23 protein-coding genes are annotated in these 26,924 nt (G+C 71.8%); 11 read left to right on the forward strand and 12 right to left on the reverse strand.

What is annotated here, in order from left to right; all coding sequences use genetic code 11:
- Positions 1 to 88 precede the first annotated feature (88 nt).
- The gene (locus tag IF20_RS33660; protein ID WP_030266018.1) at positions 89 to 352 is read right to left on the reverse strand and encodes a WhiB family transcriptional regulator; all 264 of its coding nucleotides are present in this window, start codon (positions 350 to 352) and stop codon (positions 89 to 91) included.
- A 697-nt stretch (positions 353 to 1,049) separates the two neighbouring features.
- On the opposite strand from IF20_RS33660, the gene IF20_RS33665 reads away from it, so the two are divergent.
- From IF20_RS33665 to IF20_RS33675, 3 genes are read left to right on the forward strand one after another with little or no spacing between them, the layout of a single operon-like run.
- The gene (locus tag IF20_RS33665; protein WP_052869230.1) at positions 1,050 to 1,559 is read left to right on the forward strand and encodes a cysteine dioxygenase; all 510 of its coding nucleotides are present in this window, start codon (positions 1,050 to 1,052) and stop codon (positions 1,557 to 1,559) included.
- Between the two features lie 42 nt (positions 1,560 to 1,601).
- Entirely contained in the window at positions 1,602 to 2,561 is a 960-nt protein-coding gene (gene cofD / locus IF20_RS33670) for a 2-phospho-L-lactate transferase (RefSeq protein WP_052869231.1), read from the forward strand.
- A complete protein-coding gene (locus IF20_RS33675; RefSeq protein WP_199896879.1) occupies positions 2,558 to 3,973 on the forward strand; it encodes a coenzyme F420-0:L-glutamate ligase in 1,416 nt (471 codons plus the stop codon). Before cofD ends, IF20_RS33675 begins: the two co-directional genes overlap by 4 nt.
- 31 nt (positions 3,974 to 4,004) lie before the next feature.
- On the opposite strand, the gene IF20_RS33680 is transcribed toward IF20_RS33675, so the two are convergent.
- The 3 genes from IF20_RS33680 to IF20_RS33690 form a co-directional block, all read right to left on the reverse strand.
- Positions 4,005 to 4,913, reverse strand: a complete 909-nt coding sequence (locus tag IF20_RS33680; RefSeq protein WP_052869232.1) for a DNA-3-methyladenine glycosylase family protein — start codon at positions 4,911 to 4,913, stop codon at positions 4,005 to 4,007.
- 106 nt (positions 4,914 to 5,019) lie between these two features.
- Positions 5,020 to 6,102: a mannose-1-phosphate guanylyltransferase gene (gene manB / locus IF20_RS33685; RefSeq protein WP_052869233.1), complete on the reverse strand. Its 1,083-nt coding sequence runs from the start codon at positions 6,100 to 6,102 to the stop codon at positions 5,020 to 5,022.
- A gap of 158 nt (positions 6,103 to 6,260) precedes the next feature.
- Entirely contained in the window at positions 6,261 to 7,610 is a 1,350-nt protein-coding gene (locus IF20_RS33690; protein ID WP_052869234.1) for a peptidoglycan recognition protein family protein, read from the reverse strand.
- A 129-nt stretch (positions 7,611 to 7,739) separates the two neighbouring features.
- Here IF20_RS33690 and IF20_RS33695 point away from each other — a divergent pair, with 129 nt between their 5' ends.
- The 4 genes from IF20_RS33695 (at position 7,740) to IF20_RS33710 (ending at position 13,710) form a co-directional block, all read left to right on the forward strand.
- Entirely contained in the window at positions 7,740 to 8,492 is a 753-nt protein-coding gene (locus IF20_RS33695) for a TIGR03089 family protein (protein ID WP_052869235.1), read from the forward strand.
- Between the two features lie 221 nt (positions 8,493 to 8,713).
- On the forward strand, positions 8,714 to 9,976 hold the full coding sequence (locus IF20_RS33700; RefSeq protein ID WP_234426942.1) for an LCP family protein: 1,263 nt from the start codon (positions 8,714 to 8,716) through the stop codon (positions 9,974 to 9,976).
- Between the two features lie 216 nt (positions 9,977 to 10,192).
- Complete coding sequence (locus IF20_RS33705) at positions 10,193 to 11,950, forward strand: LCP family protein (protein WP_052869236.1); 1,758 nt, start codon at positions 10,193 to 10,195, stop codon at positions 11,948 to 11,950.
- 110 nt (positions 11,951 to 12,060) lie between these two features.
- Positions 12,061 to 13,710 carry an LCP family protein gene (locus IF20_RS33710; protein ID WP_052869237.1) on the forward strand — a complete coding sequence of 550 codons (1,650 nt, stop codon included), beginning with the start codon at positions 12,061 to 12,063 and terminating at the stop codon, positions 13,708 to 13,710.
- 75 nt (positions 13,711 to 13,785) lie between these two features.
- On the opposite strand, the gene IF20_RS33715 is transcribed toward IF20_RS33710, so the two are convergent.
- A complete protein-coding gene (locus IF20_RS33715; RefSeq protein WP_052869238.1) occupies positions 13,786 to 14,832 on the reverse strand; it encodes a glycosyltransferase family 2 protein in 1,047 nt (348 codons plus the stop codon).
- A gap of 146 nt (positions 14,833 to 14,978) precedes the next feature.
- Between IF20_RS33715 and IF20_RS33720 the strand changes: the two genes are divergently transcribed.
- Positions 14,979 to 16,421, forward strand: a complete 1,443-nt coding sequence (locus IF20_RS33720; protein ID WP_110944801.1) for an LCP family protein — start codon at positions 14,979 to 14,981, stop codon at positions 16,419 to 16,421.
- Between the two features lie 36 nt (positions 16,422 to 16,457).
- Here the strand turns inward: IF20_RS33720 and IF20_RS33725 are convergent, their stop codons facing one another.
- On the reverse strand, positions 16,458 to 17,012 hold the full coding sequence (locus IF20_RS33725; RefSeq protein ID WP_052869240.1) for an acyl-CoA thioesterase: 555 nt from the start codon (positions 17,010 to 17,012) through the stop codon (positions 16,458 to 16,460).
- Positions 17,013 to 17,288: 276 nt separating this feature from the next.
- Here IF20_RS33725 and IF20_RS33730 point away from each other — a divergent pair, with 276 nt between their 5' ends.
- Complete coding sequence (locus IF20_RS33730) at positions 17,289 to 18,581, forward strand: LCP family protein (RefSeq protein ID WP_052869241.1); 1,293 nt, start codon at positions 17,289 to 17,291, stop codon at positions 18,579 to 18,581.
- Positions 18,582 to 18,677: 96 nt separating this feature from the next.
- Here IF20_RS33730 and IF20_RS33735 read toward each other — a convergent pair whose 3' ends face one another.
- Positions 18,678 to 19,850: an acyl-CoA dehydrogenase family protein gene (locus IF20_RS33735; RefSeq protein WP_052869242.1), complete on the reverse strand. Its 1,173-nt coding sequence runs from the start codon at positions 19,848 to 19,850 to the stop codon at positions 18,678 to 18,680.
- A 177-nt stretch (positions 19,851 to 20,027) separates the two neighbouring features.
- Between IF20_RS33735 and IF20_RS33740 the strand changes: the two genes are divergently transcribed.
- Positions 20,028 to 21,368 (forward strand): UDP-glucose dehydrogenase family protein, encoded by a 1,341-nt coding sequence (locus IF20_RS33740; protein WP_052869243.1) that lies wholly within the window; start codon positions 20,028 to 20,030, stop codon positions 21,366 to 21,368.
- Between the two features lie 72 nt (positions 21,369 to 21,440).
- Here the strand turns inward: IF20_RS33740 and IF20_RS33745 are convergent, their stop codons facing one another.
- Positions 21,441 to 21,995 (reverse strand): CGNR zinc finger domain-containing protein, encoded by a 555-nt coding sequence (locus tag IF20_RS33745; protein WP_052869244.1) that lies wholly within the window; start codon positions 21,993 to 21,995, stop codon positions 21,441 to 21,443.
- Between the two features lie 74 nt (positions 21,996 to 22,069).
- Between IF20_RS33745 and IF20_RS33750 the strand changes: the two genes are divergently transcribed.
- Positions 22,070 to 22,444 (forward strand): VOC family protein, encoded by a 375-nt coding sequence (locus tag IF20_RS33750; protein ID WP_052869245.1) that lies wholly within the window; start codon positions 22,070 to 22,072, stop codon positions 22,442 to 22,444.
- Between the two features lie 82 nt (positions 22,445 to 22,526).
- Here the strand turns inward: IF20_RS33750 and IF20_RS33755 are convergent, their stop codons facing one another.
- From IF20_RS33755 to IF20_RS33770, 4 genes are all read right to left on the reverse strand, one after another.
- Positions 22,527 to 23,780, reverse strand: coding sequence for a dipeptidase (locus IF20_RS33755; protein ID WP_110944802.1), 1,254 nt, complete (start codon positions 23,778 to 23,780; stop codon positions 22,527 to 22,529).
- 192 nt (positions 23,781 to 23,972) lie between these two features.
- Complete coding sequence (locus tag IF20_RS33760; protein WP_234426943.1) at positions 23,973 to 25,193, reverse strand: dipeptidase; 1,221 nt, start codon at positions 25,191 to 25,193, stop codon at positions 23,973 to 23,975.
- Positions 25,190 to 25,735 (reverse strand): 5-(carboxyamino)imidazole ribonucleotide mutase, encoded by a 546-nt coding sequence (gene purE, locus IF20_RS33765; RefSeq protein WP_052869246.1) that lies wholly within the window; start codon positions 25,733 to 25,735, stop codon positions 25,190 to 25,192. Before purE ends, IF20_RS33760 begins: the two co-directional genes overlap by 4 nt.
- Positions 25,732 to 26,883: a 5-(carboxyamino)imidazole ribonucleotide synthase gene (locus IF20_RS33770; RefSeq protein ID WP_407702602.1), complete on the reverse strand. Its 1,152-nt coding sequence runs from the start codon at positions 26,881 to 26,883 to the stop codon at positions 25,732 to 25,734. Before IF20_RS33770 ends, purE begins: the two co-directional genes overlap by 4 nt.
- Between the last annotated feature and the right edge of the window lie 41 nt (positions 26,884 to 26,924).

Raw genomic sequence — 26,924 nt, forward strand, 5'->3', positions numbered from 1 at the left:
CGATGGCGGGGCCGGTCCGTCGGCCGGTGCCCGTGCGCGGTGCCGACCGGTACCGGGCGACTGCCGCCCGGGCCGCCGTCGTCGGGCTTCAGACCGCGGCCTTCTTCAGACGGCGCCGCTCGCGCTCGGACAGTCCGCCCCAGATACCGAAGCGTTCGTCATTGGCAAGCGCGTATTCAAGACATTCGGACCGGACCTCACAGGCGAGGCAGACCTTCTTGGCCTCGCGGGTGGAGCCGCCCTTCTCCGGGAAGAAGGACTCGGGATCGGTCTGGGCGCACAGTGCGCGCTCCTGCCAGCCGAGCTCCTCGTCCGCCTCCTCGACCAGCAATTCTTCGAACAGCTCGGTCATGTGCGCCCCTCGTCTGTCATTGCGTCCCCGTGATGTTGCCGTTACCGATGACGGCTGAACGACACGAGTGAAATTACAAGTGCGTGGATCCGGGCCAGTCAAGCCGAGATCTGCTATTGGGCCCCTTATTCACTCTGCGGAACCAAGGGTGCGCGGTAAGTGTTCATATCGGCTAAAACAAGGACAAACATTCGCCTCATACATCCCGCGACCCCCTTCTGCTTCTGAAGGACTCAACGGACGGCAATCACGTTGCACTCCATCACCAGAAGCGGGCTTGATCACATTCAGATCACGGAACCACAACGGCGTTTGATGTCGTGACTGGTGGGCCACCTCTCCTGACCGTCGGGTGCACAAACCTTTCGCCGGGCACGGTAACCGGATGAGGTGAAACATTTAGCCCAAACCCGGCAACCAGTTGACACGCGCGCCGAGTACCCGCTCTCCTTGACTCCATGCCAGTGATGCCCGCGCCCCGCCTGACCCGTGCCTACGGGTCCCGCTGCGCTGCCCAGGCTCGCTGTCGCTGTTCCAGCTGTTGAAGCCACTGAGCTCCAGCCTTTTTCTCCCGCACCGCCCCTGAGCGGCCCGTGGCGCCGTACGCGACGCCGCACTCCGCTCGCCCGGCTCCACGCCGCAGCGCAAGGCCGCAGCACCCTTTCCGTGCTCTTCTCCTCCGAGGAACCAGAAGTTCATGAACAGCGACAGCGACCTCCAGATCGCAGGCGACATCTTCGAGGTCCCCCACCTCCTCCAGCCCCCGCGCGAACACCCCGCCACCGTGTCCGAATTCGCCGGGCTGGCCCGGTCGATCGCCGCCGACCGCGACCAGTGGGCGCCCCTCGTCGAGTACGACGCCACCACCCGCTGGTACCACCGGCTGCGCACGGGGCCGGGCTACGAGGTCTGGCTGCTGAGCTGGCTGCCCGGCCAGGGCAGCGGCCGGCACGACCACGGCCGGTCCTCCGGCGTACTGACCGTCCTGGAAGGGGAGTTGACCGAACACAGCTCCAGCGGCAGCCGGCTCCTGACCGCCGGCACCCAGCGCGTCTTCGCGCCCGGGTACGTCCACGAAGTCACCAACGACACGCTCACCCCGGGCGTCAGCCTGCACGTCTACTTCCCCGGGCTGACGGACATGCCGATGCACCCCAGGGCCCGGCACGAGAGCACACCCGCCGCTCAGCGGGCGGCCACGCCCTGAACCCCTGATGGACACGGCCCCCGGCTGCGAGAGACTGGCCCCATGCGCATTGTGGTTCTCGCCGGCGGCATCGGCGGCGCCCGCTTTCTGCGGGGACTGAAGGCAGCGGCTCCGGACGCGGACATCACGGTCATCGGCAACACCGGTGACGACATCCACCTGTTCGGGCTGAAGGTCTGCCCGGACCTGGACACCGTGATGTACACGCTCGGTGGCGGCATCAACGAGGAACAGGGCTGGGGGCGTTCGGACGAATCCTTCCGCGTCAAGGAGGAGCTGGCGGCCTACGGCGTCGGACCTGAATGGTTCGGGCTCGGCGACCGGGACTTCGCCACCCACATCGTCCGTACGCAGATGATGAGCGCGGGCTACCCGCTCAGCGCGGTCACCGAGGCGCTGTGCGACCGCTGGCAGCCGGGCGTGCGTCTGCTCCCGATGACCGACGACCGGGTCGAGACCCACGTCGCCGTCGAGGACGAGAACGGCGAGAAGAAAGCCGTGCACTTCCAGGAGTACTGGGTCCGGCTGCGCGCCTCCGTGCCCGCCGAGGCCGTCGTCCCGGTCGGTGCCGAGCAGGCCAAGCCGGCCCCCGGCGTGCTGGAGGCGATCGCCGCCGCCGACGTCATCCTCTTCCCGCCGTCCAACCCGGTCGTCAGCGTCGGCACGATCCTCGCCGTCCCCGGCATCCGGGAGGCGATCGCCGAGGCCGGCGCGCCGGTCGTCGGCCTCTCCCCCATCGTCGGCGACGCGCCGGTGCGCGGCATGGCCGACAAGGTGCTGGCCGCGGTCGGCGTGGAGTCCACCGCCTCGGCCGTCGCCGCCCACTACGGCATGGGGCTGCTGGACGGCTGGCTGGTGGACACCGTCGACGCGGACAAGGTCGCCGAGGTCGAGGAGGCCGGCATCCGCTGCCGCGCCGTGCCGCTGATGATGACCGACGTCGAGGCGACCGCCGCGATGGCCCGCGAGGCGCTGACGCTGGCCGAAGAGGTACGGGCGTGACCGCCGCAGCGCAGGACGGCGCCGCGGCCCCCGGCGCCCCGTACGGCGAAAACGCCGAGGTGCCCGCGTACCGGGTCTGGGCGCTGCCCGGCATCCCCGAGGTGCGCCCCGGCGACGACCTCGCCAAGCTGATCGCCGCCGCGGCCACCGCGGACGGGCTGCCGGGGCTGGCCGACGGCGACGTGCTGCTGGTCACCTCGAAGATCGTCAGCAAGGCCGAGGACCGGATCGTGGCGGCGGACGACCGCGAGGCCGCCATCGACCAGGAGACCGTGCGGGTCGTGGCGCGCCGCGGCACGCTGCGGATCGTCGAGAACCGCAACGGCCTGGTCATGGCCGCCGCCGGCGTCGACGCCTCGAACACCCCGCGGGGCACCGTCCTGCTGCTGCCCGAGGACCCCGACGCCTCGGCCCGGGCGATCCGGGACGGGCTGCGCGCCACGCTCGGCGTGCACGTCGGAGTGATCGTCACCGACACCTTCGGGCGGCCCTGGCGCAGCGGCCTGACCGACGTCGCCATCGGCGCGGCCGGCGTACGGGTCCTGGCGGACCTGCGCGGCGGCACCGACGGCCACGGCAACCCGCTCAGCGCCACGGTCGTCGCCACGGCCGACGAGCTGGCGAGCGCGGGCGACCTGGTCAAGGGCAAGGCCGGCGGGCTGCCGGTCGCGGTGGTACGCGGCCTGCCGCACACCGTGGCGCCGCCTCAGGACGCGGCCGACGGCGGCGAGCCGGACACCGGCGCCCGGGCGCTGGTCCGCTCCGCCGCCGACGACATGTTCCGGCTCGGCACCTCCGAGGCCGTACGGGAGGCACTGTCGCTGCGCCGTACGGTCCGGGAGTTCACCGACGACCCGGTGGACGGCGGCGCCGTGCGGCGGGCCGTCGCGGCGGCCGTGACCGCGCCCGCGCCGCACCACACCACCCCCTGGCGGTTCGTCCTGCTGGAGTCCGAGGAGTCCAGGACCCGGCTGCTGGACGCGATGCGGGACGCCTGGCTGGCGGACCTGCGCGGTGACGGGAAGTCCGAGGAGTCCGTCGCCAAGCGGGTGCGCCGCGGCGACGTGCTGCGCAACGCGCCGTACCTGGCGGTGCCGTGCCTGGTGATGGACGGCTCGCACACGTACGAGGGGCCGGACGCGGCGGCCGACGCCCGGCGGAACGCCGCCGAGCGGGAGATGTTCGTGGTCGCCGCGGGCGCCGGGGTGCAGAACTTCCTCGTGGCGCTGGCCGGCGAGCGGCTGGGCTCGGCGTGGGTGTCCTCGACGATGTTCTGCCGGGATGTCGTACGGGAGGTACTGGCGCTGCCGGCGGACTGGGACCCGATGGGGGCGGTGGCCATCGGGCGGCCGGCGGGCGAGCCGAAGCCGAGGGCTCCGCGGGAGCCGGCGGAGTTCGTCGCGGTGCGGTAGGGCGCCTCCGGCGATTGCCCGCAGCCGGGGATCAGAGCCGGGCGATGTCGCGGACCGAGTAGCGGGGGGCTCGGCGGGGCGGGACTCGGCCTGAGAGCAGGAGGAGGCGGGCCGCGCGGTGGCGCTGGCCTTCGTAGGGGGCGAGGAGTTCCAGCATCTGCTCGTCGGTGCCGCCCATCCGGCCGGTGAGCGCGTAGACCGCGATGCGTGGCAGGTGCAGGTCGCCGAGGGTGAGGGCGTCGGGGGCGCCGTTGGAGCGTTGGAGGACCTCCGCTGCGGTCCACGGGCCGATGCCCTGGACGAGCTGGAGGCGGTGCAGCGCGGCCGGAAGGTCCATGTCCGCCGCCTCCTCCAGGCGGCGGGCGACCCGGGCGGCGCGTACGGCCGTGTCGGAGCGCTTGGCGTCGACGCCCGCGCGGTGCCACTCCCAGGACGGGATCATGGCCCAGCCGCGCGGGTCGGGCATCACCCGCAGCCGCTCGTGCGGGCCGGGCGCGGGCTCACCGAACCGCTGCAAGAGCAGCCGCCAGGCCCGGTACGCCTCGTCGCTGGTGACCCTCTGCTCCAGGATCGAGGGGATCAGCGATTCGAGGACGAGGCCGGTGCGGGCCAGCCGCAGCCCGGGGTTGCGGCGGTGCGCCTCGTGCACGATCCGGTGGCGGGCCATGAAGGCCGCGGGATCGTCCGACTCCCCGAGGAGGGAGGGGAGTCGGTCCAGCATCCAGTCGGCGCCCGCGCCCCACGCCTCGGCCTCGACGCAGCCCTCGGCGGGCCGCGCCGCGATCCTGACCGTCGCGGGGCCGTCGGGCGTGCGGGAGGCCCGCCAGACCGTGCCGGCCTCGACCCGGTACGCGGGGTCGCCCGGGCCGCGCCCCAGCACACCGAGGGTGCGCAGCAGGTCGTACGGGCCGGGCGGGGCCCAGGTGCGGGTGCGGGGCATCCGTTCAGCGTACGGGAGCGGGGCGGCGCGCCGGCCGCCCGGCGGGCCTCGTCACGGCGTGGCAGTCGTCACGGGGAGCGCGGCCCCCACCGGCCGCGGCCACCCGCTACTGGTCGGACGAGAACCGCACCGCCGCGGCCGGCAGGTCGGCGCCGCACCAGACGCGGATGCCCTCGCGCAGCTCGTTGTCGGCGCCGACGGTGGCGCCGTCGCCGATGACCGCGCCGGACAGGACCGTACGGGCGCCGATGCGGGCCCCGGCGCCGATGAGCGAGTCGTGGATCTGGGCGCCGGGCTCGACCACCGCGTCCGCCAGGACCGTGCTGCCGGCGATGCGCGCGCCCGCGCCGATCCGGGCGCCGCTGCCGACGACCGTGCCGCCGCTGAGCTTGGCGTCGGACGCGATGTCGGCGCCGTCCAGGACGAGGTGCTCGCCGCGCCGCCCGGGTACCGCCGGAGAGGGCGCGTGGCCGAGGACGAGGTCGGCGGAGCCGCGGACGAAGGCCTGCGGGGTGCCGAGGTCGAGCCAGTAGGTGGAGTCGACCATGCCCTGGAGGTGGGCGCCGGCCTCCAGCAGGCCGGGGAAGGTCTCGCGTTCGACGGAGACCGGGCGGTCCTGCGGGATGGCGTCGATCACGGAGCGGTTGAAGACGTAGGCGCCCGCGTTGATCTGGTCGGTGACGATCTCCTCGGGGGTCTGCGGCTTCTCCAGGAAGGCGGTGACCCGGCCGGTGTCGTCGGTGGGGACGAGGCCGTAGGCGCGCGGGTCCTCGACCCGGGTGAGGTGCAGCGAGACGTCGGCCGACGTCTCCTGGTGGGTGCGCACCAGGGCTTCGATGTCGAGCCCGGTGAGGATGTCGCCGTTGAAGATCAGTACCGGGTCGTCGGGGCCCGAGTGGAGCCGGTGGGCGACGTTGCGGATGGCGCCGCCGGTGCCGAGCGGTTCCTTTTCGGTGACGTATTCGAGATGAAGCCCCCATTCCGACCCATCGCCGAAATACGGCTCGAAAACCTCGGCGAGGTAGGAAGTGGCCAGCACGATGTGCTCCACGCCTGCCGCGCGGGCCCTGGCCAGTTGGTGCGTCAGGAACGGCACGCCCGCGGCCGGGACCATGGGCTTGGGCGTGTGCACCGTCAGCGGACGCAGCCGGGTGCCCTTGCCGCCGACCAGAAGGATCGCTTCAGTCACCTTTGTTGTCTCTGCTTCCTGCTGGGGTCGGCCGGACGGCGGACCAGTGTAGGCAGACGGTTTGCCCGCTTTGCCAGTGGGCTTACCCACCGGTAGGCGGGCTCCGGCGCCGCCCGGCCGCGGAGCCCGTGCGCGCACGGGCTCCGGCCCCCGGGCCCTCAGCGTCCCTGGAAGCGGGCGGAGGCGGTACGCGCCGAGCCGAGTGTGCCGTAGAGCGCGGCGCCCGGGCAGCTGGTCACGTAGCCGTCCCTGTGTCCGGAGATGACATTCAGCCGGACTTTGGTTCCCTTTTTGAAACGGTTGCCGCCTCCCGAGACCAGTGTGGTCTTGCCGTCCGGGTTGCGTCCGTACAGCCCCAGCTTCCACGCGGTGAGCTTGCCGAGGGCGTCGACGGCGGCTGCCGGCGGCTTGGCCTTGTCGAAGGTGCCGATGACCGCGATGCCGGTGGTGTCGTTGTTGAACCCGAGGGTGTGGGCGCCCATGACGGCCTTGGCGACGCCGCCGGCCCGGCCCTCGAAGATCGTGCCGCACTTGTCGATGACGAAGTTGTAGCCGAGGTCCCGCCAGTGGTTGCTCTTGACGTGGTAGCGGTAGATGCCGCGGACGATCGCCGAGGACTGGTTGCAGGAGTAGGTGTTGCCGGTGGCGCTGTGGTGCACGAAGGCCGCCTTCACGGTCTTGGTGTACCCGAACTTCGGCTCCCGCAGCTTCTCGTCGGCGCCCCAGCCGGCCCGGGTGATGATCTTCGGTCGCGGCCCGTTGCGCGGCTCGGCCCCGGCGGCCTGGCCGCGCTCCTGCTGGCCGGCCGCGGCCAGGTCCGCCTGCAGCCCGTCGGCGGGCGCCGCCGGGATCTCGGTGGCGCCCAGCGGGGCGAGCCCGGCGTTGGCGGCCGAGCTGTCGTTGGCCTGCTGCCCGGCGGCGGCCGGCGCGGGGTCGCGCTCGACCGGGGAACCGGGGTCGACCAGTTCGAGGCGCAGCCCGGCGGGCAGCTCGGTGACGGCCTGCCGGCCCTGCTCCGGGGCGATCCGCATCTGCACGGCGTCGGAGTCGCCCACCCACAGCGGGGCCGTGCCGCCGCGCGGCTTGGCGCCGCGCTCCGGGGAGTCCAGGTCGGGGGCGTCGTCGTAGTGCGTCTGCACGTCCTGCCAGGCACCCCACTTGTGGCTGCCGGTGGCGCGGGTGCGGACCTGCGGCTGGCCGTGCAGTTCGGCCTGGGCGTCGGTCCAGACGACGCCGACGAGCGAGAAGGGCCGTACGTCCTTGACGGGCATGCCCACGGGCGCGGCCGTGGCGGCGCGGCCCGAGCCGCGGCCGGGGAGGACGCGGTCGCGGTCGCCGAGCGGGACGAGCGGCAGGGACTGGGTGCTTCCGGGGACGTCCGCGGAGGCGGCCTCGGGAGCGGCGGCTGCGGGGGCCTGGACGGAGTTCGCCCCGGCCGGCAGCGCGAGCGGTACGACGAGGGCCGCGAAGGTCGCGGCGCCGAGCGAAGTGGCAACGAAGGCACGCATGGAAGCGATCGTGGACGGAGTATGACAAATCCGCCATTGGGGACCTGACGTCTCATCGGCGCGTCGCGGCCCCACCGGCGACGCCGGGTACGCCGTACGGCGGCGGCCGGCGCGCGTAGGCTGACGGCGATGAACGCCACCGACCGAACCCCCGCCGACCTGCTGCGATCCGCGCTGACCTCCGACCCGGCGCGGCCGCTCGTGACCTTCTACGACGACGCCACCGGCGAACGCGTCGAACTCTCCGTCGCCACCTTCGCCAATTGGGTGGCCAAGACCGCCAACTACCTCCAGGACGAGCTGTCGGCCGAGCCCGGCGACCGGCTCGCACTGCTGCTGCCCACCCACTGGCAGACCGCCGTCTGGCTGGTGGCCTGCTCCTCCGTCGGAGTGGTCGCGGACGTCGGCGGCGACCCGGCGGCCGCGGACCTCGTCGTCAGCGGCCCGGACACCCTGGAGGCGGCCCGCGCCTGTTCCGGGGAGCGGGTGGCGCTCGCGCTGCGCCCGCTGGGCGGCCGCTTCCCCGAGCCGCCGGCCGGCTTCGCCGACTACGCCGCCGAGGTGCCGGGCCAGGGCGACCGCTTCGCGCCGTACGCGCCGGTCGACCCGCACGCGCCCGCGCTCACCGTGGACGGGCGTGAGTTCACCGGCGCGGAGATCCGCGCGGCGGCCGTGGAGCTGGCCCGGCTGCCCGAGCGGCAGCGGGTGCTCTCCGCGCTGCCGTACGGCACGTGGGACGGGCTGGCGTACGGGCTGTACGCGCCGCTGGCGACCGACGGCTCCGTCGTTCTGTGCCGCCACGCGGACCGGCTGGACGCGGACGGACTGGTCCGGCGCAAGGAGGCCGAGCAGGTCACCGTCGTCGCGCCCACGGAGGCCTGAGCCGCCGGCCAGGCATTCCGGCGGTTCGCCCGACCGGCCCAGCGGGCGCCCGTTGCGGGCGCCGATCCGTCCCGCGCGGTCCACGATCAGGAAGACGTACAACCCTGCGCGGGACGCGGCCGTCTCCCGGGGTACCGGGGACCGGGCGCGCCGCCCGGGCCGCGGCACCGGGCGCACCGGCCGTACCCCGCGCGGCCGACGCACGAGGGGTGGACGCAGCCGTGGACAACAGGCCGGAGATCCCCGAAGAACTGCAGCGCTGCAACGAGCCGGCGGCCGGCGACGGCCGGCCCGCCCGGCGGCGGTGGCTGCGCTGGACCGCGATGGGCACGGGCGCCGCCGTGCTGGGCGTGGGCGTGGTCGGCTGGCTGGCGTACGACAAGCTCGACGGGAACATCACGGCCGACTCCGACACCGCGGCGAAGCTGCGCGCGTACGAGGCGGAGCGGCCGCCGGCGTCGGCGAAGAACGTGCAGAACATCCTGCTGATCGGCTCGGACGACCGGGGCGGCGGGAACGGCGAGTACGGCACCGACGACGGCACCCAGCGCTCGGACACCACGATCCTGCTGCACCTGGCGGCGGACCGGAAGAGCGCGACGGCGGTGAGCATCCCGCGTGACCTGATGGTGCAGGTGCCGGAGTGCACGAAGCCCGACGGCACCCGTACCGCGCCCCTGCTGACCCAGTTCAACTACGCATTCGAGGCGGCGGGGCCGGCCTGCACGATCCGGACCGTCGAGCGGATGACCGACATCCGCATCGACCATCACATGATCCTGGACTTCACCGGCTTCAAGCACATGGTGGACGCGGTGGACGGGGTCGAGGTCTGCCTGCCGCAGGCCGTCGCCGACCAGGACTCGCACCTGAACCTGGCGGCCGGCCGCCAGGTGCTCCGCGGCGAGCAGGCGCTGGGGTACGTACGGGCCCGCAAGTCCCTGGGCAACGGCAGCGACACCCAGCGGATGGCGCGGCAGCAGGAGTTCCTGGCGGCGCTGGTGAAGAAGGTGCAGGGCAACGGCGTGCTGCTCAACCCGGCGCGCCTCTACCCGCTGCTGGACGCCGCGACGAGTTCCCTCACCACCGACGAGGGGCTGGCGTCACTGCGGGGGCTGTTCAACCTGGTGCGCAGCGTTCGCGACATCCCCACAAAAAAGATCCATTTCCTGACCGTGCCCCGCCAGGCGTACGCGTACAACGTGAACCGCGACGAACTGGTGCAGCCGGATGCCGGCCAGCTCTTCGCGCGGCTGCGTGCGGACCGTCCGATTCCGGTGCGGCCCGCGCCGACAGAACAGACGGACACCACCCAATACGACGACCCGGCCAAGGACCCGCAGACCGGGCAGACGGATGCCCGGGGCGCGGGCCGTTCGAACGGCGGGGACGAATCTGACAAGCCCGTCCATCCCGAATCGGCCACGCCGACGCCCGTGACCACCTTCCGGGGAACCAGTGCAGACCGGGGCATCTGCCGATAAACCCCCGCAAAGGGTGGATCACGGACGCGAAGGTATTGGGTGGATTGCCCAGTTGTAGGGACGTGGAATTTGTCACGGGCGTCGCTGGACGCTGAACTGGGCGGATAGTGTGAGCGATCCGGTCCGCAGACTGGCTGACCGCGCACTGCAATCCGACCGACCGAGCGCCTTGAGGGGGCAGGCGCCGCGTGGCACCGACGGAGGACTCAAGGCACCGTGGACGCGCAAGGCCGTGGGCAGGCGGGCGACATCGATCCCGCCGATCAGTGGGTGTTCGACCCGAACACCGGCAACTACGAACTGCGACTGGATACTGGCGCAAAGTCAGCCCCCGGGCAGGCCGGCCGGAGAACCGCAGCACCCTCCGCACCCGCCGCAGAAAGTGGCCGGAAGCAGCGGCGCGCACAGGAACGCGGCCGGTCGGCCGGAAACGACCGTGACACGCCGACCCGTGAGCTGCCCGCCCAGCGCAACCGCCGGGCCGGCGGGCGCGCGGGGCACCGCGCGGCAGCTGCGGCGCCCGCGGCGAGCACCGGGCGGCGCAAGCCCAAGCCGAAGGCGTCGAAGAAGAAAAAGGCGCTGTACTGGGGCGCGGGCACGATGGGCTTCGTGCTGGTCGCCGGCTGCACGGGGGCGTACTTCGTCTACCAGCACCTGGACGGCAACATCTCCAAGGTCGACGTCGGCATCAACAACGAAGCGGTCACCGACGGCCCGGTGAACATCCTGATCATGGGCACCGACTCCCGCGAGGGAAAGGGCAACGACGGCTACGGAGACCTGGGCAGTGTCGGCCACGCCGACACCACGATCCTGATGCACGTCTCCGCGGACCGGACGAACGCCACCGCGCTGAGCATTCCGCGCGACATGATCACCGACATCCCGGACTGCCCCACCAAGCAGAAGGACGGCTCGACGAAGAACGTGCCCGGCGAGACCGGGGTGCGCTTCAACACGAGCCTCGGCCAGGAGGGCCGCGACCCCGGCTGCACCTGGCGGACCGTCGAGAAGATGACCGGCCTGAAGATCAATCACTTCATGATGGCGGACTTCAACGCCGTCAAGGAGCTGTCCACCGCGGTGGGCGGCGTCGAGGTGTGCGCCGGCAAGGACATCGACGACCCCAAGTCGCACCTGAAGCTCAAGGCCGGCAAGCACGTCGTCCAAGGTGAGCAGGCGCTGGCGTTCGTCCGTACCCGGCACACCGTCGGCACCGGCAGTGACCTCAGCCGCATCGAGCTGCAGCAGCAGTTCCTCAGCTCGATGATCCGCAAGATGAAGTCCGACGACACGCTCACGGACGTCAACAAGCTGTGGAAGCTGAGCAACGCCGCCACCAAGGCGCTCACCGTCGACACCGGCATCGGCACCGCCAGCAAGCTGATGGACCTGGCCAAGGACCTCAGCCGGGTCAACGTCAAGAACGTCACCTTCGCGACCGTGCCGGTTCTGGACAACCCTGAGGACCCCGCGACCGTCATATTGAACAAGGCCAAGGCCGATCCGCTGTTCAAGATGGTCCAGGCCGACCACTCGCTGACCAAGACGAAGAAGGACAAGCCCAAGAAGAAGACGAAGCCGGTCGCCAAGGCTCCCGCGGCCGAGGTCCGGGTCGACGTCTCCAACGGCGGCGGCCCCCTGGGTGCCGCCCAGGAGACCGTCGACTGGCTGCAGAACACCAAGGGCGCGCCGCTGTCCACCAACGCCGGCAACGCCTCGACCACGCTGGACGCGACGCGCCTGGAGTACGCGCCCAACCAGGCCGGCCAGGCCGCCACCCTGGCCGAGTGGATGGGCCTGCCCCAGTCCGCGCTGAAGGAGACCAGCGGCGACGCCGGACCCAAGGTGCCGATGAAGCTCATCCTCGGCAAGGACTTCACCGGGGCCGGGGAGCCGGTCGGGCCGCCGGACAAGACGCCGGACGGGGTCCAGAACGTCAACGCGGACAACAAGAACGTCTGCGCCAAGTAAGAGCAGCCCAGTAAGAGCAGCAGAGCCAGTACCGCCAAGTGAAGAACGACCGGCCGCCCTGCCAGGCCGCCGAGCGCACCACCGGATGGAAGAAACGGGGAGGGGCAGCGATGCGGCAAGGCAGTGTGCGTGGTGATCGATCACGCCGACACCAGCCCGACGCCCAGGAGTTGGGCTGGGACGACAGCCTCTACGAAGGCCGCAGCGACGGGCAGCACGTGGACGACGGCGCGGCCGGCGGGCCCGCCGAGCCCGCCGGCCGCGGCAGACGCAAACGCCGAAGAGGGCGCCGGGTCCTGCGCTGGACCGCCGGCATCGCCGCGCTGCTCGTCCTCGGTACGGCGGGCGCGGGCTACCTCTACTACGAGCACCTCAACGGCAACCTTCGCAAAGGGGCGCTGGACCTCGGTGCGGGCGGGCTGAAGAAGCCCGAGCCCAACGCCTTCGGCCAGACCCCGATGAACATCCTCCTGCTCGGCTCCGACAGCCGGAACAGCAAGGCGAACCTCAAGCTCGGCGGCGCCAAGGCCGATGTGGGCCGCAAGCCGCTGGCGGACGTGCAGATGCTGCTGCACGTCTCCGCCGACCGCTCCAGCATGTCGGTGCTCTCGATACCCCGTGACACCCGGGTGACCATCCCCAAGTGCACCGACCCCAAGAGCGGCGACGTGTACCCGCAGACCACCGCGCCCATCAACCAGTCGCTGCAGCACGGCGGCCCGGGCTGCACGGTCGCCACGTGGAAAGAGCTGACCGGCATCTACATCGATCACTTCATGATGATCGACTTCGCCGGCGTGGTGGACATGGCCGACGCGGTGGGCGGCGTCCCCGTGTGCGTCGACGACAACATCTACTCGCACGACAGCAAGGGCCACGGCAGCGGGCTGAAGCTGACCAAGGGCGACCACAACATCAAGGGCGTGCAGGCGCTCCAGTGGCTGCGCACCCGCTACGGCTTCGAGGACAACACCGACATCGGCCGGGCCAAGGCCCAGCACATGTACATGAACTCGATGATCCGGCAGCTCAAGGCGGGCACCAAGCTCACCGACCCGGGCAAGCTCCAGGCGCTGGCGGAGGCCGCCACCAAGGCGCTGACCGTGGACGACGGGCTCGGCAGCGTCAAGAAGCTCTACGACCTCGGCGGCGACCTCAACCGGGTGCCGGTCAAGCGGGTCACGATGGCGACCATGCCCTGGTCGTACGGTCCGGGCGAGTCCTACGTCATCCCCAAGCCGGGCGACGCCGAGCAGGTCTTCGCGATGCTGCGCAACGACACGGCGCTGGACGGCAAGGACGAGAAGAAGAAGCCCGCCGCCGCCCCGAAGGCCACGACGGCGAAGGATCAGCTCCAGATCACCGTGCAGAACGGCACCAACGGCGCGATCCAGGGCCCGGTGGTGGGGCGCGCGAGCGCCGTGCAGGGGCAGTTGGCGACGCTCGGCTACACGGCCGCGGGCACGGACGCCACGCTCATCGCCCAGGCCGACACCACGATCACGTACGGCGGCAAGGACGCGGAGGGCGACGCGCTGGCCGTCGCCAAGGCGCTCGGGCTGCCCAAGAGCGCGGTGAAGGAGTCCAGTTCGGCGCAGGGCATCCGGCTGGTCGTCGGCAACGACTGGCGCACCGGCACCACGTACCCGAAGGCGGCCGGCGGCAAGCAGCAGGCGGAGAAGGCCCCGGAGAGCGCGGACGCCCTCAACGGCGAGGACAAGAAGGCCTGCATGAAGGTGAACCCGGGCTACACCTTCTGACACCCGGCCCGTGACACGACGGCGGCGGCCGGTCCCCGAGGGGGCCGGCCGCCGCCGTCGTACGTGTGCGCCGCCTTACGCGGTCTTCTCGGCCGGGGCCGTCACCGCCGGGCGGCGGCTGGCGATGACCTTCTTGGCCAGCGAGCGCGGGCTGGTGAGGAAGCCCCAGCCCCACGAGAAGTGCATGGTCGCCAGCGCGACGGGGATCTGGGCGCGGGCCTTGAGCGACAGGCCCTTGCCGGCCGGGACGGAGCCCGCCAGGATCGCCGCGAGGTAGGCGCCGGGGACGACGAAGCCCCAGGGCGTCACCGCCGCGCCGACCACGATGCCCGCGGCGAACGCGCACAGCGCGGTCGGCGGGGCCAGGTAGCGGGCGTTGATCGAACCGGCGTGGTAGCGCGCGACGACGTGCCGCCACCTGCCGTAGTCCTTGTACTGCTTGGCCAGCGCCTTCACGCTCGGCCGCGGCCGGTACTGCACCTTCAGCTCGGGCGAGAACCAGATCAGCCCGCCCGCCTCACGGATGCGGAAGTTCAGCTCCCAGTCCTGCGCTCGGATGAACTCGATGTTGTACCCGCCCTGCTGCTCCAGCGCCTCGCGCCGGAAGACGCCGAGGAAGACGGTCTCGGCGGGGCCCGCCTGACCGCCGGTGTGGAAGGCCGCGTTGCCCACCCCGATCTTCGAGGTCATGGCGGCCGCGACGGCCTCCTCCCAAGGCGTCTCGCCCTCGGCGTTCATGATGCCGCCGACGTTCTGCGCGCCGGTCTCCTCCAGGAGGCGCACGGCGGTCGCGATGTAGTTGCGCGACAGCATGCCGTGGCCGTCCACCCGCACCACGACGGGGTGGTGGGACGCCTCGATCGCGGCGTTCAGCGCGGCGGGCGTGCGGCCGGTGGGATTGGGCACGGTGTGGACCCGCGGGTCCTCCCGTACCAGTTCGGCGGCGATCTCGTCGGTGCGGTCCGTGGAGGGCCCGAGCGCGATCACCACCTCCATCTCGCCGTCGTACTCCTGCTCCAGGATGTGGCGCACGGAGCTGCGCAGATGACGTTCCTCATTCAGCACCGGCATGATCACGGAGACTGCGGGGTGCCGGCTCGGCGTGGCGTGGGTGTCGTTCATCGGTGTTCACGTTACCGCGAACGGACGTACGGGCCTGACGACAGCCGAGTGGCGCGGTGGGCCGGAGCGGCGTGTGATGACAGTCAGCCGATCATATCGACGTACTGTCGTCCGTCCCCCTGCTCCCTATGAGGAGGTGCCCCGCTATGCCCCCACCGCCCCGCACCCTCCCGCTCCCCGCACCAGGCAGGCGGCGCCGGCGCGCCCGGTGGATCGTGCGGGTGATCGCCGTCTCGTCCGTCGCCCTGCTGGCCGCGAGCGGTATCGGCCATGCGATGGTCACCGGGGTGGACGAGGGCATCACCCGGGTGGACGCCTTCAAAGGGATGGACCACCGGCCGCGGCCCGTCACCGGGACCGGGATGACCTTCCTGGTCGCGGGCACCGACAACCGGGACCGGCTGTCGAAGGCGGAGAAGGACCGCTACCACCTGGGCGGCGCGCCCTGTCACTGCACCGACACGATCATGCTCGTCCACCTCTCGGCGGCCAGGGACCGGGCCAGCGTGATCAGCCTGCCCCGCGACTCCTTCGCCGAGGTGCCGGAGTACCGGAGCGACCGGACCGGACGGCAGGTGCCGGCCCACCCCGTCCGGCTGAACGCGGCGTACGCGGAGGGCGGCCCCAACCTCACCGTCCGCACCGTCGAGCACATGACCGGCGTGCACATCGACCACTACCTGGAGGTCGACTTCACCAGCTTCATGAAGACGGTGGACACGGTCGGCGGGGTGCAGGTGTGCACCACCACCCCGCTGAAGGACCGCTACACCGGGCTCGACCTGCCGAAGGGCACCAGCAAGCTGAACGGCGGCGAGGCGCTCCAGTACGTCCGCGCCCGCCACCTCGACGGCGGCTCGGACCTGGGCCGCATGCAGCGCCAGCAGCGCTTCCTCGTCGCGCTGCTGCACCGCATCACCAACTCGGAAACGCTGATGAACCCGGTGGCCTTCAAGCGGATCACCTCGACCATGCTGGGCTCGCTGCGCGCCGACGCCGGCTTCGGGCCGCGCGAGATGGTCGCGCTCGGCCAGGCGCTGCGCAGCTTCAAGCCCTCCTCGTCGGAGTTCGCCTCCGTCCCCGTCGGTGACATCAACTACACCGTGCCGAACCTCGGCTCCACGGTGAAGTGGGACGAGGACCGGGCGGAGAAGCTCTTCGAGGCCATCCGCGCGGACCGTCCGCTGGCCGTCCACAAGAAGCGCAAGCAGCGCGCGACCATGGTCGACGTGGCGCCGGACGAGGTCCGGGTCCAGGTCGAGAACGGCACCGGCACCCGCGGCCTGGCCGCCAGGACCGACCGGGCGCTGCGCGCGGACGGCTTCGCGACCACCGGCGCGCCCCGCAACGCCCAGGCCCGGGCCGAGCGCACCGAGATCGCGTACGACCCGCGCTGGAACCGCTCGGTACGGACGCTGGCCGCCGCGCTGCCCGGCGCGAAGCTGCGCGCGGTCCCGGGCCAGGGCCCGGTGCTGCGCGTCACGCTCGGCCCGGACCACAAGGAGGTGCACAAGGTGCGCGCCGAGCTGCCGGCCACCGGCTCGGGCGACGTCCCGGCCGTCACGGGGGACGAGGAGGAGTGCAAGTGACGGCGCCGGACGGCCGGTGACCGTCCGGGCTGCGGGTCAGCCCTCGTCGACGCCGTCGGCGGTGCGCCGCTCGCGCAGCTCCTTGATCGCGCGGCGGCGGGCCAGCCGGTGCGTACGGCGGATCTGCGCCTCCTGGTAGCGGCGCTTGTCGCGCTCGGTCTCGGGGATCACCGGCGGGACCGGGCGGGGCTTGCCGTTCTCGTCGACGGCGGCGAAGACCAGGTAGGCGGAGCCGACCTGCTGGGCGGGGGTGGATTCGTTCCACCGCTCGGCCAGCACCCGTACGCCGACCTCCATGGAGGACCGGCCGGTCCAGTTGACCTGGGCCTTCACGTGCACCAGGTCGCCGACCCTGACCGGCTCCAGGAACGCCATCTCGTCCATGGAGGCGGTGACGGCGGGACCGCCGGAGTGCCGGCCGGCCACCGCGCCCGCCGCGTCGTCCACCAGCTTCATGATCACGCCACCGTGTACGGTGCCGAGCAGATTGGTGTGGCTCGCATCCATGATGTGGCTGAGGGTGGTGCGCGAGACGGAGGTGGGCTTGCCCGGGAGGCTGCCCTCCGGGCCGTCGGTGACGAGGTCGGTCATACGTCCACCCTATGCACCCCGGCGCGCACCTTCCGCCCGAGTCGGTCGCGGACGTCCCCGACCGGTCCAGTTTGCTCACGTTTCAGACGATTACGCTCGCAATTGTTCGCAAACGCTCGCCCCGAGCGTCCCGAATCGTCGCTTCCACCCCACGCGGCCCATAGGTCACGCCCTCCCCTATATGCCGCCCCGGTTTGCATCAGCTCTGCAACAGCCGGGGTCCGATCCCGTCCCCGGCCTGTAAGGCGGGGCGTACCGGCAGGCACACTTTGCTCCATGAACGAGTGGCGCGACGGGCACGCCCGTGACGACGACAGGAACCGGTACGGACGCGGCAGCGGCAGCGCCCAGCCGGAGGGCGCGCGTGCCATGCGCCAGGTGCGCCGGCAGCCCGCCGCCGGCCACGGGGAGCCGCCGCTGCCGCCCGGCATGTCGCCGCGCCGGCAGGCCGTACCGCCGCAGCCCGGGTACGACGGCGGCCACGGCGGTGGCGGCCGGTACGACGACGGGTACAACACCGGTCAGGTCTACGGCGGCGGTCGCGGCGGGGACGACGGCTACGGCAACGACGGTTACCGGCCCCGCCCCAACTGGGGCCGCCGCATCAAGGTGACGCTCACCACGCTGGTCGTCGTCGTGCTCGCCGTCTCGATCGGCACGTACTTCTGGGCCGACTCCAAGATGCGCAAGGAGGTCGACCTCAGCAAGGTGATCGACCGCCCCGAGGAGGGCGACGGCACCAACTACCTGATCGTCGGCTCCGACAGCCGCGAGGGGATGTCCGCGCAGCAGAAGAAGGACCTGCACACGGGCTCCGCCGAGGGCAAGCGCACCGACTCGATGATGATCCTGCACACCGGGTCCAACGGCCCGACGCTGATCTCCCTGCCGCGCGACTCCAACATCACGATCCCGCAGTTCCGCGGCTCGGAGTCGGGCAAGATGCAGCCCGCGATGGGCGCCAACAAGCTCAACGCCGCGTACTCCATCGACGGCCCGCAACTGCTGGTGCGCACCGTGGAGTACAACACCGGCCTGCACATCGACCACTACGCCGAGATCGGCTTCGCCGGCTTCGCGAACATCGTCGACGCCATCGGCGGCGTGGACATGAAGCTCGACAAGGGCTTCAAGGACAAGTGGTCCGGCGCCGACTTCAAGGCCGGCGAGCAGACTCTGAACGGCCAGCAGGCCCTGGCGTACGTCCGTACCCGGCACGCCTTCGCCGGCAGCGACCTGGACCGCACCAAGAACCAGCAGAAGTTCCTCTCCACGCTGGCCCACCAGGTGGCATCGCCCGGCACGCTGCTGAACCCCTTCGAGCTGTACCCCGCCATGGGCGCCGGCCTGGACACCCTCGTCGTCGACAAGGACATGGGCCCCTACTCGCTGGCCAAGATGTTCTTCGGGCTGAAGGACGTGACCAGCAAGGGCGGCGACGGCAAGTCCATGAACATGCCGGTCTCCGGCAGCGTCGGCGGCAACCTCGCGTGGGACATGCCCAAGGTCAAGCAGCTGGTGAACGAGCTGAAGAACGACGACCCGGTCACGGTCACCGCCGACCAGTGACCGGCCGGTGACCCGCTCGGGCACGTGAGAGACAACAACGGGAAGGCCCCGGCTCCTCGGAGGAGCCGGGGCCTTCCCGCGTGCAGGGGCCCGCCGTTACGGCAGGTTCCGCGCCATGACGATGCGCTGGACCTGGTTGGTGCCCTCGTAGATCTGGGTGATCTTCGCGTCGCGCATCATGCGCTCCAGCGGGTAGTCGCGGGTGTAGCCGTAGCCGCCGAGCAGCTGGACGGCGTCGGTGGTGATCTCCATGGCGGCGTCGGAGGCGTAGCACTTGGCGGCGGCGCCGAAGAAGGTGAGGTCCTCGTCCTTGCCGCCGGCGGAGATCCGCTCGGACTTGGCGGCGGCCGCGTAGGTGAGCTGGCGGGCCGCCTCCAGCTTCATGGCCATGTCGGCGAGCATGAACTGCACGCCCTGGAAGTCGCCGATCGGCTTGCCGAACTGCTTGCGCTCCTGGACGTAGCCCTTGGCGTAGTCCAGCGCGCCCTGGGCGATGCCCAGCGCCTGGGCCGCGATGGTGATGCGGGTGTGGTCCAGGGTCTTCATGGCGGTGGCGAAGCCGGTGCCCTCCGCGCCGATCATGCGGTCGGCGGGGATGCGGACGTTGTCGAGGTAGACCTCGCGGGTCGGCGAGCCCTTGATGCCCAGCTTCTTCTCCGGCGCGCCGAAGGAGACGCCCTCGTCGCCCTTCTCGACCACGAAGGCGGAGATGCCCTTGGAGCGCTTCTCGGGGTCGGTGACGGCCATCACCGTGTAGTACTCGGAGACGCCGGCGTTGGTGATCCAGCGCTTGACGCCGTTGAGCACCCAGTGGTCGCCGTCGCGGACGGCCTTGGTCTTCATGCCGGCCGCGTCCGAACCGGCGTCCGGCTCGGAGAGGCAGTAGGAGAACATCGCGTCGCCCTTGGCCAGCGGGCCCAGGTACTTCTTCTTCAGCTCCTCGGAGCCGGAGAGGATCACCGGCAGCGAGCCGAGCTTGTTGACGGCGGGGATCAGGGAGGAGGAGGCGCAGGCGCGGGCCACCTCCTCGATGACGATGACGGTGGCGAGCGCGTCGGCGCCGGCGCCGCCGTAGGCCTCGGGGACGTGCACGGCGTGCAGGTCATTGGCGACCAGGGCGTCCAGCGCCTCCTGCGGGAAGCGGGCCTCCTCGTCCACCGCGGTGGCGACCGGAGCGATCTTCGCCTCGGCGAGCGCGCGCACCGACTCGCGGAGCATGTCGTGCTCCTCGGCCGGCCGGTACAGATCGAAATCGGCGTTTCCCGCCAAGGTCTCTCATCTCCCCTGAGTGCTAACTACCGTTAAGTAACCTGTCGCGTTTCCCCGAATTCTAGAGCCGTGGCATTCCGTGGGGTACGTGAGGTTGCCGACAACGACCGGATCGCACACGACGCGTCACGGCTATGCTCGGGCCCGCAGTCACCTCAGTTCGCGTTTGGAGCGTCCATGCCCCTCAAGATCACCGTGATCGGCACCGGCTATCTCGGCGCCACGCACGCCGCCGCCATGGCCGAGCTCGGCTTCGAGGTGCTGGGGCTCGACATCGTGCCCGAGAAGGTCGAGATGCTCGGCCGCGGCGAGATGCCCCTGTACGAGCCGGGGCTGGAGGAGCTGCTGCGCCAGCACGTCGCGGGGCTTCCGGGCTCCAGCGGGCGGCTGCGGTTCACCACCTCCTGGGAGGAGGCCGGTGCCTTCGGTGACGTGCACTTCGTGTGCGTGAACACCCCGCAGAAGCACGGCGAGTACGCCTGCGACATGTCCTACGTCGACAGCGCCGTGGAGTCCCTGGCGCCGCACCTGACGCGCCCCACCCTGGTCGTCGGCAAGTCCACCGTGCCGGTGGGCAGCGCGGCGCGGCTGGCGAAGCGGCTGGCCGAGCTGGCGCCGGCCGGCGAGGAGGCGGAGCTGGCCTGGAACCCGGAGTTCCTGCGCGAGGGCTTCGCGGTCCAGGACACCCTGCGCCCCGACCGCCTCGTGGTGGGCGTCGCGAGCGAGCGCGCCGAGTCGCTGCTGCGCGAGGTGTACGCCACGCCGCTGGCCGAGGGCACGCCGTGGGTCGTGACGGACTACCCCACCGCCGAGCTGGTCAAGACCGCCGCCAACTCCTTCCTGGCCACCAAGATCTCCTTCATCAACGCGATGGCCGAGATCTGCGAGGCGGCCGACGGCGACGTCGTGAAGCTGGCCGAGGCGATCGGCTACGACGAGCGGATCGGCAAGAAGTTCCTGCGCGCCGGGGTCGGCTTCGGCGGCGGCTGCCTGCCGAAGGACCTGCGCGCGTTCATGGCGCGCGCCGGTGAGCTGGGCGCCGACCAGGCGCTGACCTTCCTCCGCGAGATCGACTCCATCAACATGCGCCGCCGCGGGCACATGGTGGAGCTGGCGCGCGAGGCGGTCGGCGGCGGCTTCCTCGGCAAGCGGGTCGCCGTCCTCGGCGCCACCTTCAAGCCCGATTCCGACGACGTACGCGACTCCCCCGCGCTGAACGTCGCGGGCCAGATCCACCTCCAGGGCGGCCAGGTCACCGTCTACGACCCCAAGGGCATGGAGAACGCCCGCCGGGTCTTCCCCACCCTCGGCTACGCGCCGACCGCGCTGGACGCGGTGCGCGGCGCCGACGTGGTGCTGCACCTGACCGAGTGGCGCGAGTTCCGCGAGCTGGACCCGGCGACGCTGGGCGAGGTCGTGACGTACCGCCGCATCCTCGACGGCCGCAACGCGCTCGACCCGGAGCTGTGGCGCAAGGCCGGCTGGACGTACCGGGCGCTGGGCCGCCCGCGCGCGTAACGCCGCTCCGCTCTCTCCGTACCGCCCGTTCCGCCGCTCAGGCGGGGCGGGCGGGATGCGTTCTCCGGCGGGTCAGCCGGACTCCGTCGCGCGGCGCGCCCGGTACGTGCGCATCTTCGCGCGGCTGCCGCACACCGCCATCGTGCACCAGCGGCTGCGCGCCGCCGGGCTGCGGTCGTAGTACACCCACCGGCAGTCGTGGGCCTCGCACGCCTTCAGGCGGGGCCAGGTGCCGTCGGCCGCGGCGGTGGCGATCCCGACGGCGATACGGGCGGTGAGCGCGGGGATGCCCGTCAGGCCGGGCGCGGGGCGCAGCGCGGCACCGCCCTGTGTGTCGACCGTAAGGACCAGTGGCGCCTCGGCGAGCAGCGTCTCCAGCACGCGCTCGGCGTCGTCCGGGAGGTCGGTTCCCGAGTGCGCCAGACACGCCCCGCGCAGCGCCTCCCGGAGCCGCTGTACGGCGGCCAGTTCGCGTTTCCCGGCGGGCGCAGGCGGCAACTCGTGGGTGCGCAGGAACGTCGCGAGTCCGCCGGGAGCGGCCAGCGCGTCCCGCCCGGTCTCGACGTTCAGGGTGTTCGCCAGCTCCTGGACGAGCGCCAGGGAAGGCGGCGCACTACGGTCGGCCACGCTTGCCACGTTACCCGTAGAAGGCCATCATGCAGTAACGCAGTTACCGATGACTCGTCTCAGGAGGTAACACCATGGCCATCGCTCAGTTCGGCGTCGTCGTGCTCGACGCACCGGATCCCAGGGCTCTCGCCGAGTTCTACGCCGATCTGCTCGGCTGGCAGGCCGGGGAGGACGAAGAGGGCGGCGAGTGGGTCGAGGTGGCCGGGCCGCAGGGACAGAAGCTCGCCTTCCAGAAGGCACCCGACATGGTGCCGCCGGACTGGCCCAGCGGCGAGCGGTCCCAGCAGTTCCATCTGGACCTCCGGGTGGCGCGGGACCAGATCGAGGAGGCCGAGCGCGAGGCGCTGAAACTCGGCGCGCGGCTGGTCCAGCACGACGAGGGCAAGCGCAACTGGCGGGTCTACCTCGATCCGGCGGGGCACCCGTTCTGTCTGTGCCTGTGCTGACGGGCCGGCTCCGTCCGCGCTGAGGGCGCGCCGAGGAGGGGCGGGCGGGAGTGACCGCCCGCCCCTTCGCCGTACCCGGCCCTCAGGTCCAGGCCCAGTGCAGCCGGGTCATCCGGTCCCGCCGGTCGGCCCGGTCCAGCCGGTCGATGGTCGCCGTCGACGGCCCGCGCCGGTGCCGTGCCTCGCGCGCGGCGAACTCCGCACCACGCATCGCACGCAGCGCGTTCCCCCAGGTCAGCCCGGCCAGGTCGGAGAAGGACCAGTTGCGGGAGATCAGCTCGGCGAGCAGCCGCGGATAGCCGGAGACATCCTCCAGTCCTTCCGGCCGCCCGTCGGCCGGGTCGGTGTCGAACCCGCCGCCGAGGCCGACGTGCGCGGCGCCCGCCACGTTCCGTACGTGGTCCAGATGGTCGGCCACGTCCTCGATGGTCGCGGCGCCCACCGGCCCGGCCACCCGCTGCGGGGTGAAGGTGACCATGCAGATGCCGCCGTTGCGGGGCAGCTGCGCGAGCACGTCGTCGGGCACGTTGTACCGGTGGTTCGTCAGGTTCCGGGCGGCGCAGCGGTGGAGGAAGACCGGCGCCTTGGTGATGGCCAGCGTGTGCCGCATCGTGTCGGTGGAGGCGTACGAGAGGTCGATGAGCATCCCGAGGCGGTTCATCTCCCGGACCACCTCCTCGCCGAAGGCGGTGAGGCCGCCCGCGCACGGCGTGTCGGCCGCCGCGTCCGCCCAGGGCGTGTTGCGGTCCGGCGTGAGCAGCATGGACCGTACGCCGAGGGTGTGCAGGGCGCGCAGCGCGCCGAGCGAGCTGTCGATGATCTGGCCGCCGGCCGAGCCGAGCAGGCAGGCGATCCGGCCGCGGTTGCGGCACTCGGTGACGTCGTCGGCGGTCATCGCGAGCCGCAGCGCCTCGGGGTAGGCCCGTACCAGCTGGTGCACGAAGTCGATCTGTTCGAGCGTGGCGCTGATGGCGTGGTCACCGCTGAGCGCGGTCGGCACCTGCACCGACCAGAACTGCGCGCCGACCCGGCCCTGCTGGAGCCGCGGGATGTCGGTGCTGACGGCGGGCTCGCCGTATTCGAGGTCGTAGTAGTGACCCGGCGTCAGGTCGTCGCCGTGGTGCAGCCGCAGCGCCCAGGGCAGGGCGTTGTGGCCGTCGAAGACGGGGTGCGCGCCGAGCAGCGCGTGGGCCCGCGTCAGCGGGTCGCGGCGCAGCGGCGGGTCGGCGGGACGCCCGAGCGTTCCGTACGGGGAGTGGGCGTCCTCGGCGGTGCCGAGAACCCCGGCTCCACCGGTGAGGTCTGCGGCTTCCAGATCGGGGGCGAGGTCGGCCATTTCGGAACTCCTGAATCGGTGGCAGTAGGGCCACCGTGACACGGGAGATCCACTTGTTCGCGGTGAGTGATGCGTACGGGGCATCGTGGCGCGGGTCCGTACCCGGGGGTGTGGTCCGTTCGGCCGACACCCCCGGCGGGGACGGATCGGGCGGTGCGTGCTGCCGTGCTCCGCCGCCGAGCTGACCGGCCCTCAGCCGTCCAGCTGGTCGATCGTCGCGTTCGACGGGCCGCGCCGCTTCTGGATCGAGCGCGCCGCGTCCTCCGCGTCCCGCAGCGTCCGAACGGCGTTCTGCCAGGTGAGCTTGGCGAGGTCGGCCTCGGACCACTTCCGGTCCAGCAGCTCGGCGATCAGGTTCGGGTAGCCCGCGACGTCGCGGAGGCCGTCCGGCGTGAAGGCCGTGCCGTCGTAGTCGCCGCCGATGCCGATGTGGTCCACGCCGGCGACCTCGCGCATGTGGTCGAGGTGGTCGGCGACGGTGGCCGCGGTGGCGACGGGGCGCGGGTGCGCCGCCTCGAAGGCGCGCTGCACCTTCATGCCGGCCTCGGTGGTGTCGAGGTGGTGCAGGCCGTGCGCGCGCATGTTCTCGTCGGCGCGGCGCGTCCACTCCCCGGCCTCGGGCAGCACGAACTTGGGGACGAAGGTGGCCATCGCGGTGCCGCCGTTGACGGCCAGCCGTTCCAGCACGTCGTCGGGGATGTTGCGCGGGTGGTCGCAGACCGCGCGCGCCGAGGAGTGCGAGAAGATCACCGGCGCCTCGCTGACCCGCAGCGCGTCCCGCATGGTGTCGGCGGAGACGTGGCTGAGGTCGACGAGCATGCCGAGCCGGTTCATCTCCCGGACGACCTCCTCGCCGAAGGCGGAGAGGCCGCCGTGGCGCGGCTCGTCGGTCGCCGAGTCCGCCCAGGCGATGGTGTCGTTGTGCGTCAGCGTCATGTAGCGCACGCCGAGCGCGTACAGGGCGCGCAGGGTGGCCAGCGAGCAGTGGATCGAGTGGCCGCCCTCGGCGCCCGTCAGGGACGCGATCCGCCCCTCGGCGCGGGCCGCCTCCATGTCGTCGGCGGTGAGCGCGCGCCGCAGGTCGCCCGGGTACCGGTCGATCAGCTGCGCCACGCAGTCGACCTGCTCCAGGGTGGCGCTGACCGCCCGGTCACCGTCGTAGTCGGAGCGGACGTACACCGACCAGAACTGCGCGCCGACGCCGCCCGCGCGCAGCCGGGGCAGGTCGGTGTGCAGGTGCGCGGACTGGTCGGTGGCGATGTCCCGCCGGTCCAGGTCGTACCGGACCTGCTCGCGCAGCGCCCAGGGCAGGTCGTTGTGGCCGTCGACGACGGGCCAGCGGGCGAGCAGGTCGCGGGCGGTCTCGATGCCGGCGGGGCCCGCCGCCCCGCCCTCGCGGGCCGCCTCGCTCACTTGCCGCCCCCGAAGCCGAACCCTTCGTTGCCCGCGACCTTGTTGCGCAGCCGCTTGCCCTTCTCGGTGGCCTGGTCGTTCAGCTCCTGCTGGAACTCGCGCATCCGCGCTTGGAGCTCCTCGTCGTGCGCGGCGAGCATCCGGGCGGCGAGCAGCCCCGCGTTGCGGGCGCCGCCGACGGAGACCGTGGCGACCGGCACGCCGGCCGGCATCTGCACGATGGACAGCAGCGAGTCCATGCCGTCGAGGTACTTCAGCGGCACGGGCACGCCGATGACCGGCAGCGGGGTGACCGAGGCCAGCATGCCCGGCAGGTGAGCCGCGCCCCCGGCACCCGCGATGATCGCCTTCAGGCCGCGGCCCGCGGCCTCCTCGCCGTACGCGACCATCTCGCGCGGCATGCGGTGCGCGGAGACGACGTCGACCTCGTAGGGGATCTCGAACTCGTCGAGGGCCTGCGCCGCGGCCTCCATGACGGGCCAGTCGGAGTCGGAGCCCATGACGATGCCGACGACGGGCGCGGATGCGGAGCTGAAGCTCATTCGGTGATCGTTCCTCGCAGGTAGCCGGCGGCGTGCGCGGCGCGCTCGCGCACGTCGGCCAGGTCGTCGCCGTAGGTGTTGACGTGCCCGACCTTACGGCCGGGCTTCACGTCCTTGCCGTACATGTGGATCTTCAGCTGCGGGTCCCGGGCCATGCAGTGTAGGTACGCGCTGTACATGTCCGGGTAGTCGCCGCCGAGCACATTGGCCATCACGGTCCACTCCGCGCGCGGGCGCGGATCGCCCAGCGGGAGGTCCAGCACCGCGCGGACGTGGTTGGCGAACTGCGAGGTGATCGCGCCGTCCTGGGTCCAGTGCCCGGAGTTGTGCGGGCGCATCGCCAGCTCGTTGACGAGGATGCGGTGGTTCCCCTCGGCATCGACGGCCTCGAACAGCTCGACCGCGAGGTGGCCGACCACGTCCAGCTCCTTGGCGATCCGCAGCGCCAGGTTCTGGGCCTGCGCGGACAGCTCCTCGGAGAGGCCGGGCGCGGGTGCGATCACCGTGTCGCAGACGCCGTCGACCTGGATGGACTCCACGACCGGGTACGCCACGGCCTGGCCGTGCGGGGAGCGGACGATGTTGGCGGCCAGCTCGCGGGTGAAGTCGACCTTCTCCTCGGCGAGGACGGGCACGCCGGCGCGGAACGGCTCCTCGGCGTCCTTGGCGGATCGCACGAACCAGACACCCTTGCCGTCGTAACCCCCGCGGACGGTCTTCAAAATGACCGGGAAGCCCGAACCCTCCGCCGCGAAGGCCTCGACATCCGCCGGGTCCGAGACGATGCGGTGCCGCGGGCACGGCGCTCCGATCTCGGTCAGCTTCGCGCGCATCACCCCCTTGTCCTGCGCGTGCACCAGCGCGTCCGGACCCGGGCGGACGGGGATGCCGTCCGCCTCCAGCGCCCGTAGGTGCTCGGTGGGCACGTGCTCGTGATCGAAAGTGATCACGTCACAGCCGCGCGCAAACTCGCGCAGGGTGTCCAGATCGCGGTAGTCGCCGACGACCACATCGCCGACGACCTGCGCAGCGGAGTCCTGCGGGGTGTCACTGAGGAGCTTGAACCTGATGCCGAGGGGGATGCCTGCCTCGTGGGTCATACGAGCCAGCTGTCCGCCGCCGACCATGCCGACTACCGGAAACGTCACGCCTTCAGGGTATCCGCTCCGACCGACCACCACCGGCCACC

The organism is Streptomyces niger (assembly GCF_000718305.1).
Classification (GTDB): domain Bacteria; phylum Actinomycetota; class Actinomycetes; order Streptomycetales; family Streptomycetaceae; genus Streptomyces; species Streptomyces niger.

Excerpts from the sequence above, each read along its gene's own strand:
- IF20_RS33725 (WP_052869240.1), bottom strand. The coding sequence starts at position 17,012 with ATGACCGACCTCGTCACCGACGGCCCGGAGGGCAGCCTCCCGGGCAAG.
- IF20_RS33715 (WP_052869238.1), bottom strand. The coding sequence starts at position 14,832 with ATGAACGACACCCACGCCACGCCGAGCCGGCACCCCGCAGTCTCCGTG.
- IF20_RS33710 (WP_052869237.1), top strand. The coding sequence starts at position 12,061 with ATGCGGCAAGGCAGTGTGCGTGGTGATCGATCACGCCGACACCAGCCC.
- IF20_RS33740 (WP_052869243.1), top strand. The coding sequence starts at position 20,028 with ATGCCCCTCAAGATCACCGTGATCGGCACCGGCTATCTCGGCGCCACG.
- IF20_RS33680 (WP_052869232.1), bottom strand. The coding sequence starts at position 4,913 with ATGCCCCGCACCCGCACCTGGGCCCCGCCCGGCCCGTACGACCTGCTG.
- IF20_RS33695 (WP_052869235.1), top strand. The coding sequence starts at position 7,740 with ATGAACGCCACCGACCGAACCCCCGCCGACCTGCTGCGATCCGCGCTG.
- IF20_RS33720 (WP_110944801.1), top strand. The coding sequence starts at position 14,979 with ATGCCCCCACCGCCCCGCACCCTCCCGCTCCCCGCACCAGGCAGGCGG.
- IF20_RS33750 (WP_052869245.1), top strand. The coding sequence starts at position 22,070 with ATGGCCATCGCTCAGTTCGGCGTCGTCGTGCTCGACGCACCGGATCCC.
- IF20_RS33690 (WP_052869234.1), bottom strand. The coding sequence starts at position 7,610 with ATGCGTGCCTTCGTTGCCACTTCGCTCGGCGCCGCGACCTTCGCGGCC.
- IF20_RS33755 (WP_110944802.1), bottom strand. The coding sequence starts at position 23,780 with ATGGCCGACCTCGCCCCCGATCTGGAAGCCGCAGACCTCACCGGTGGA.
- cofD (WP_052869231.1), top strand. The coding sequence starts at position 1,602 with ATGCGCATTGTGGTTCTCGCCGGCGGCATCGGCGGCGCCCGCTTTCTG.
- IF20_RS33730 (WP_052869241.1), top strand. The coding sequence starts at position 17,289 with ATGAACGAGTGGCGCGACGGGCACGCCCGTGACGACGACAGGAACCGG.
- IF20_RS33660 (WP_030266018.1), bottom strand. The coding sequence starts at position 352 with ATGACCGAGCTGTTCGAAGAATTGCTGGTCGAGGAGGCGGACGAGGAG.
- IF20_RS33665 (WP_052869230.1), top strand. The coding sequence starts at position 1,050 with ATGAACAGCGACAGCGACCTCCAGATCGCAGGCGACATCTTCGAGGTC.
- purE (WP_052869246.1), bottom strand. The coding sequence starts at position 25,735 with ATGAGCTTCAGCTCCGCATCCGCGCCCGTCGTCGGCATCGTCATGGGC.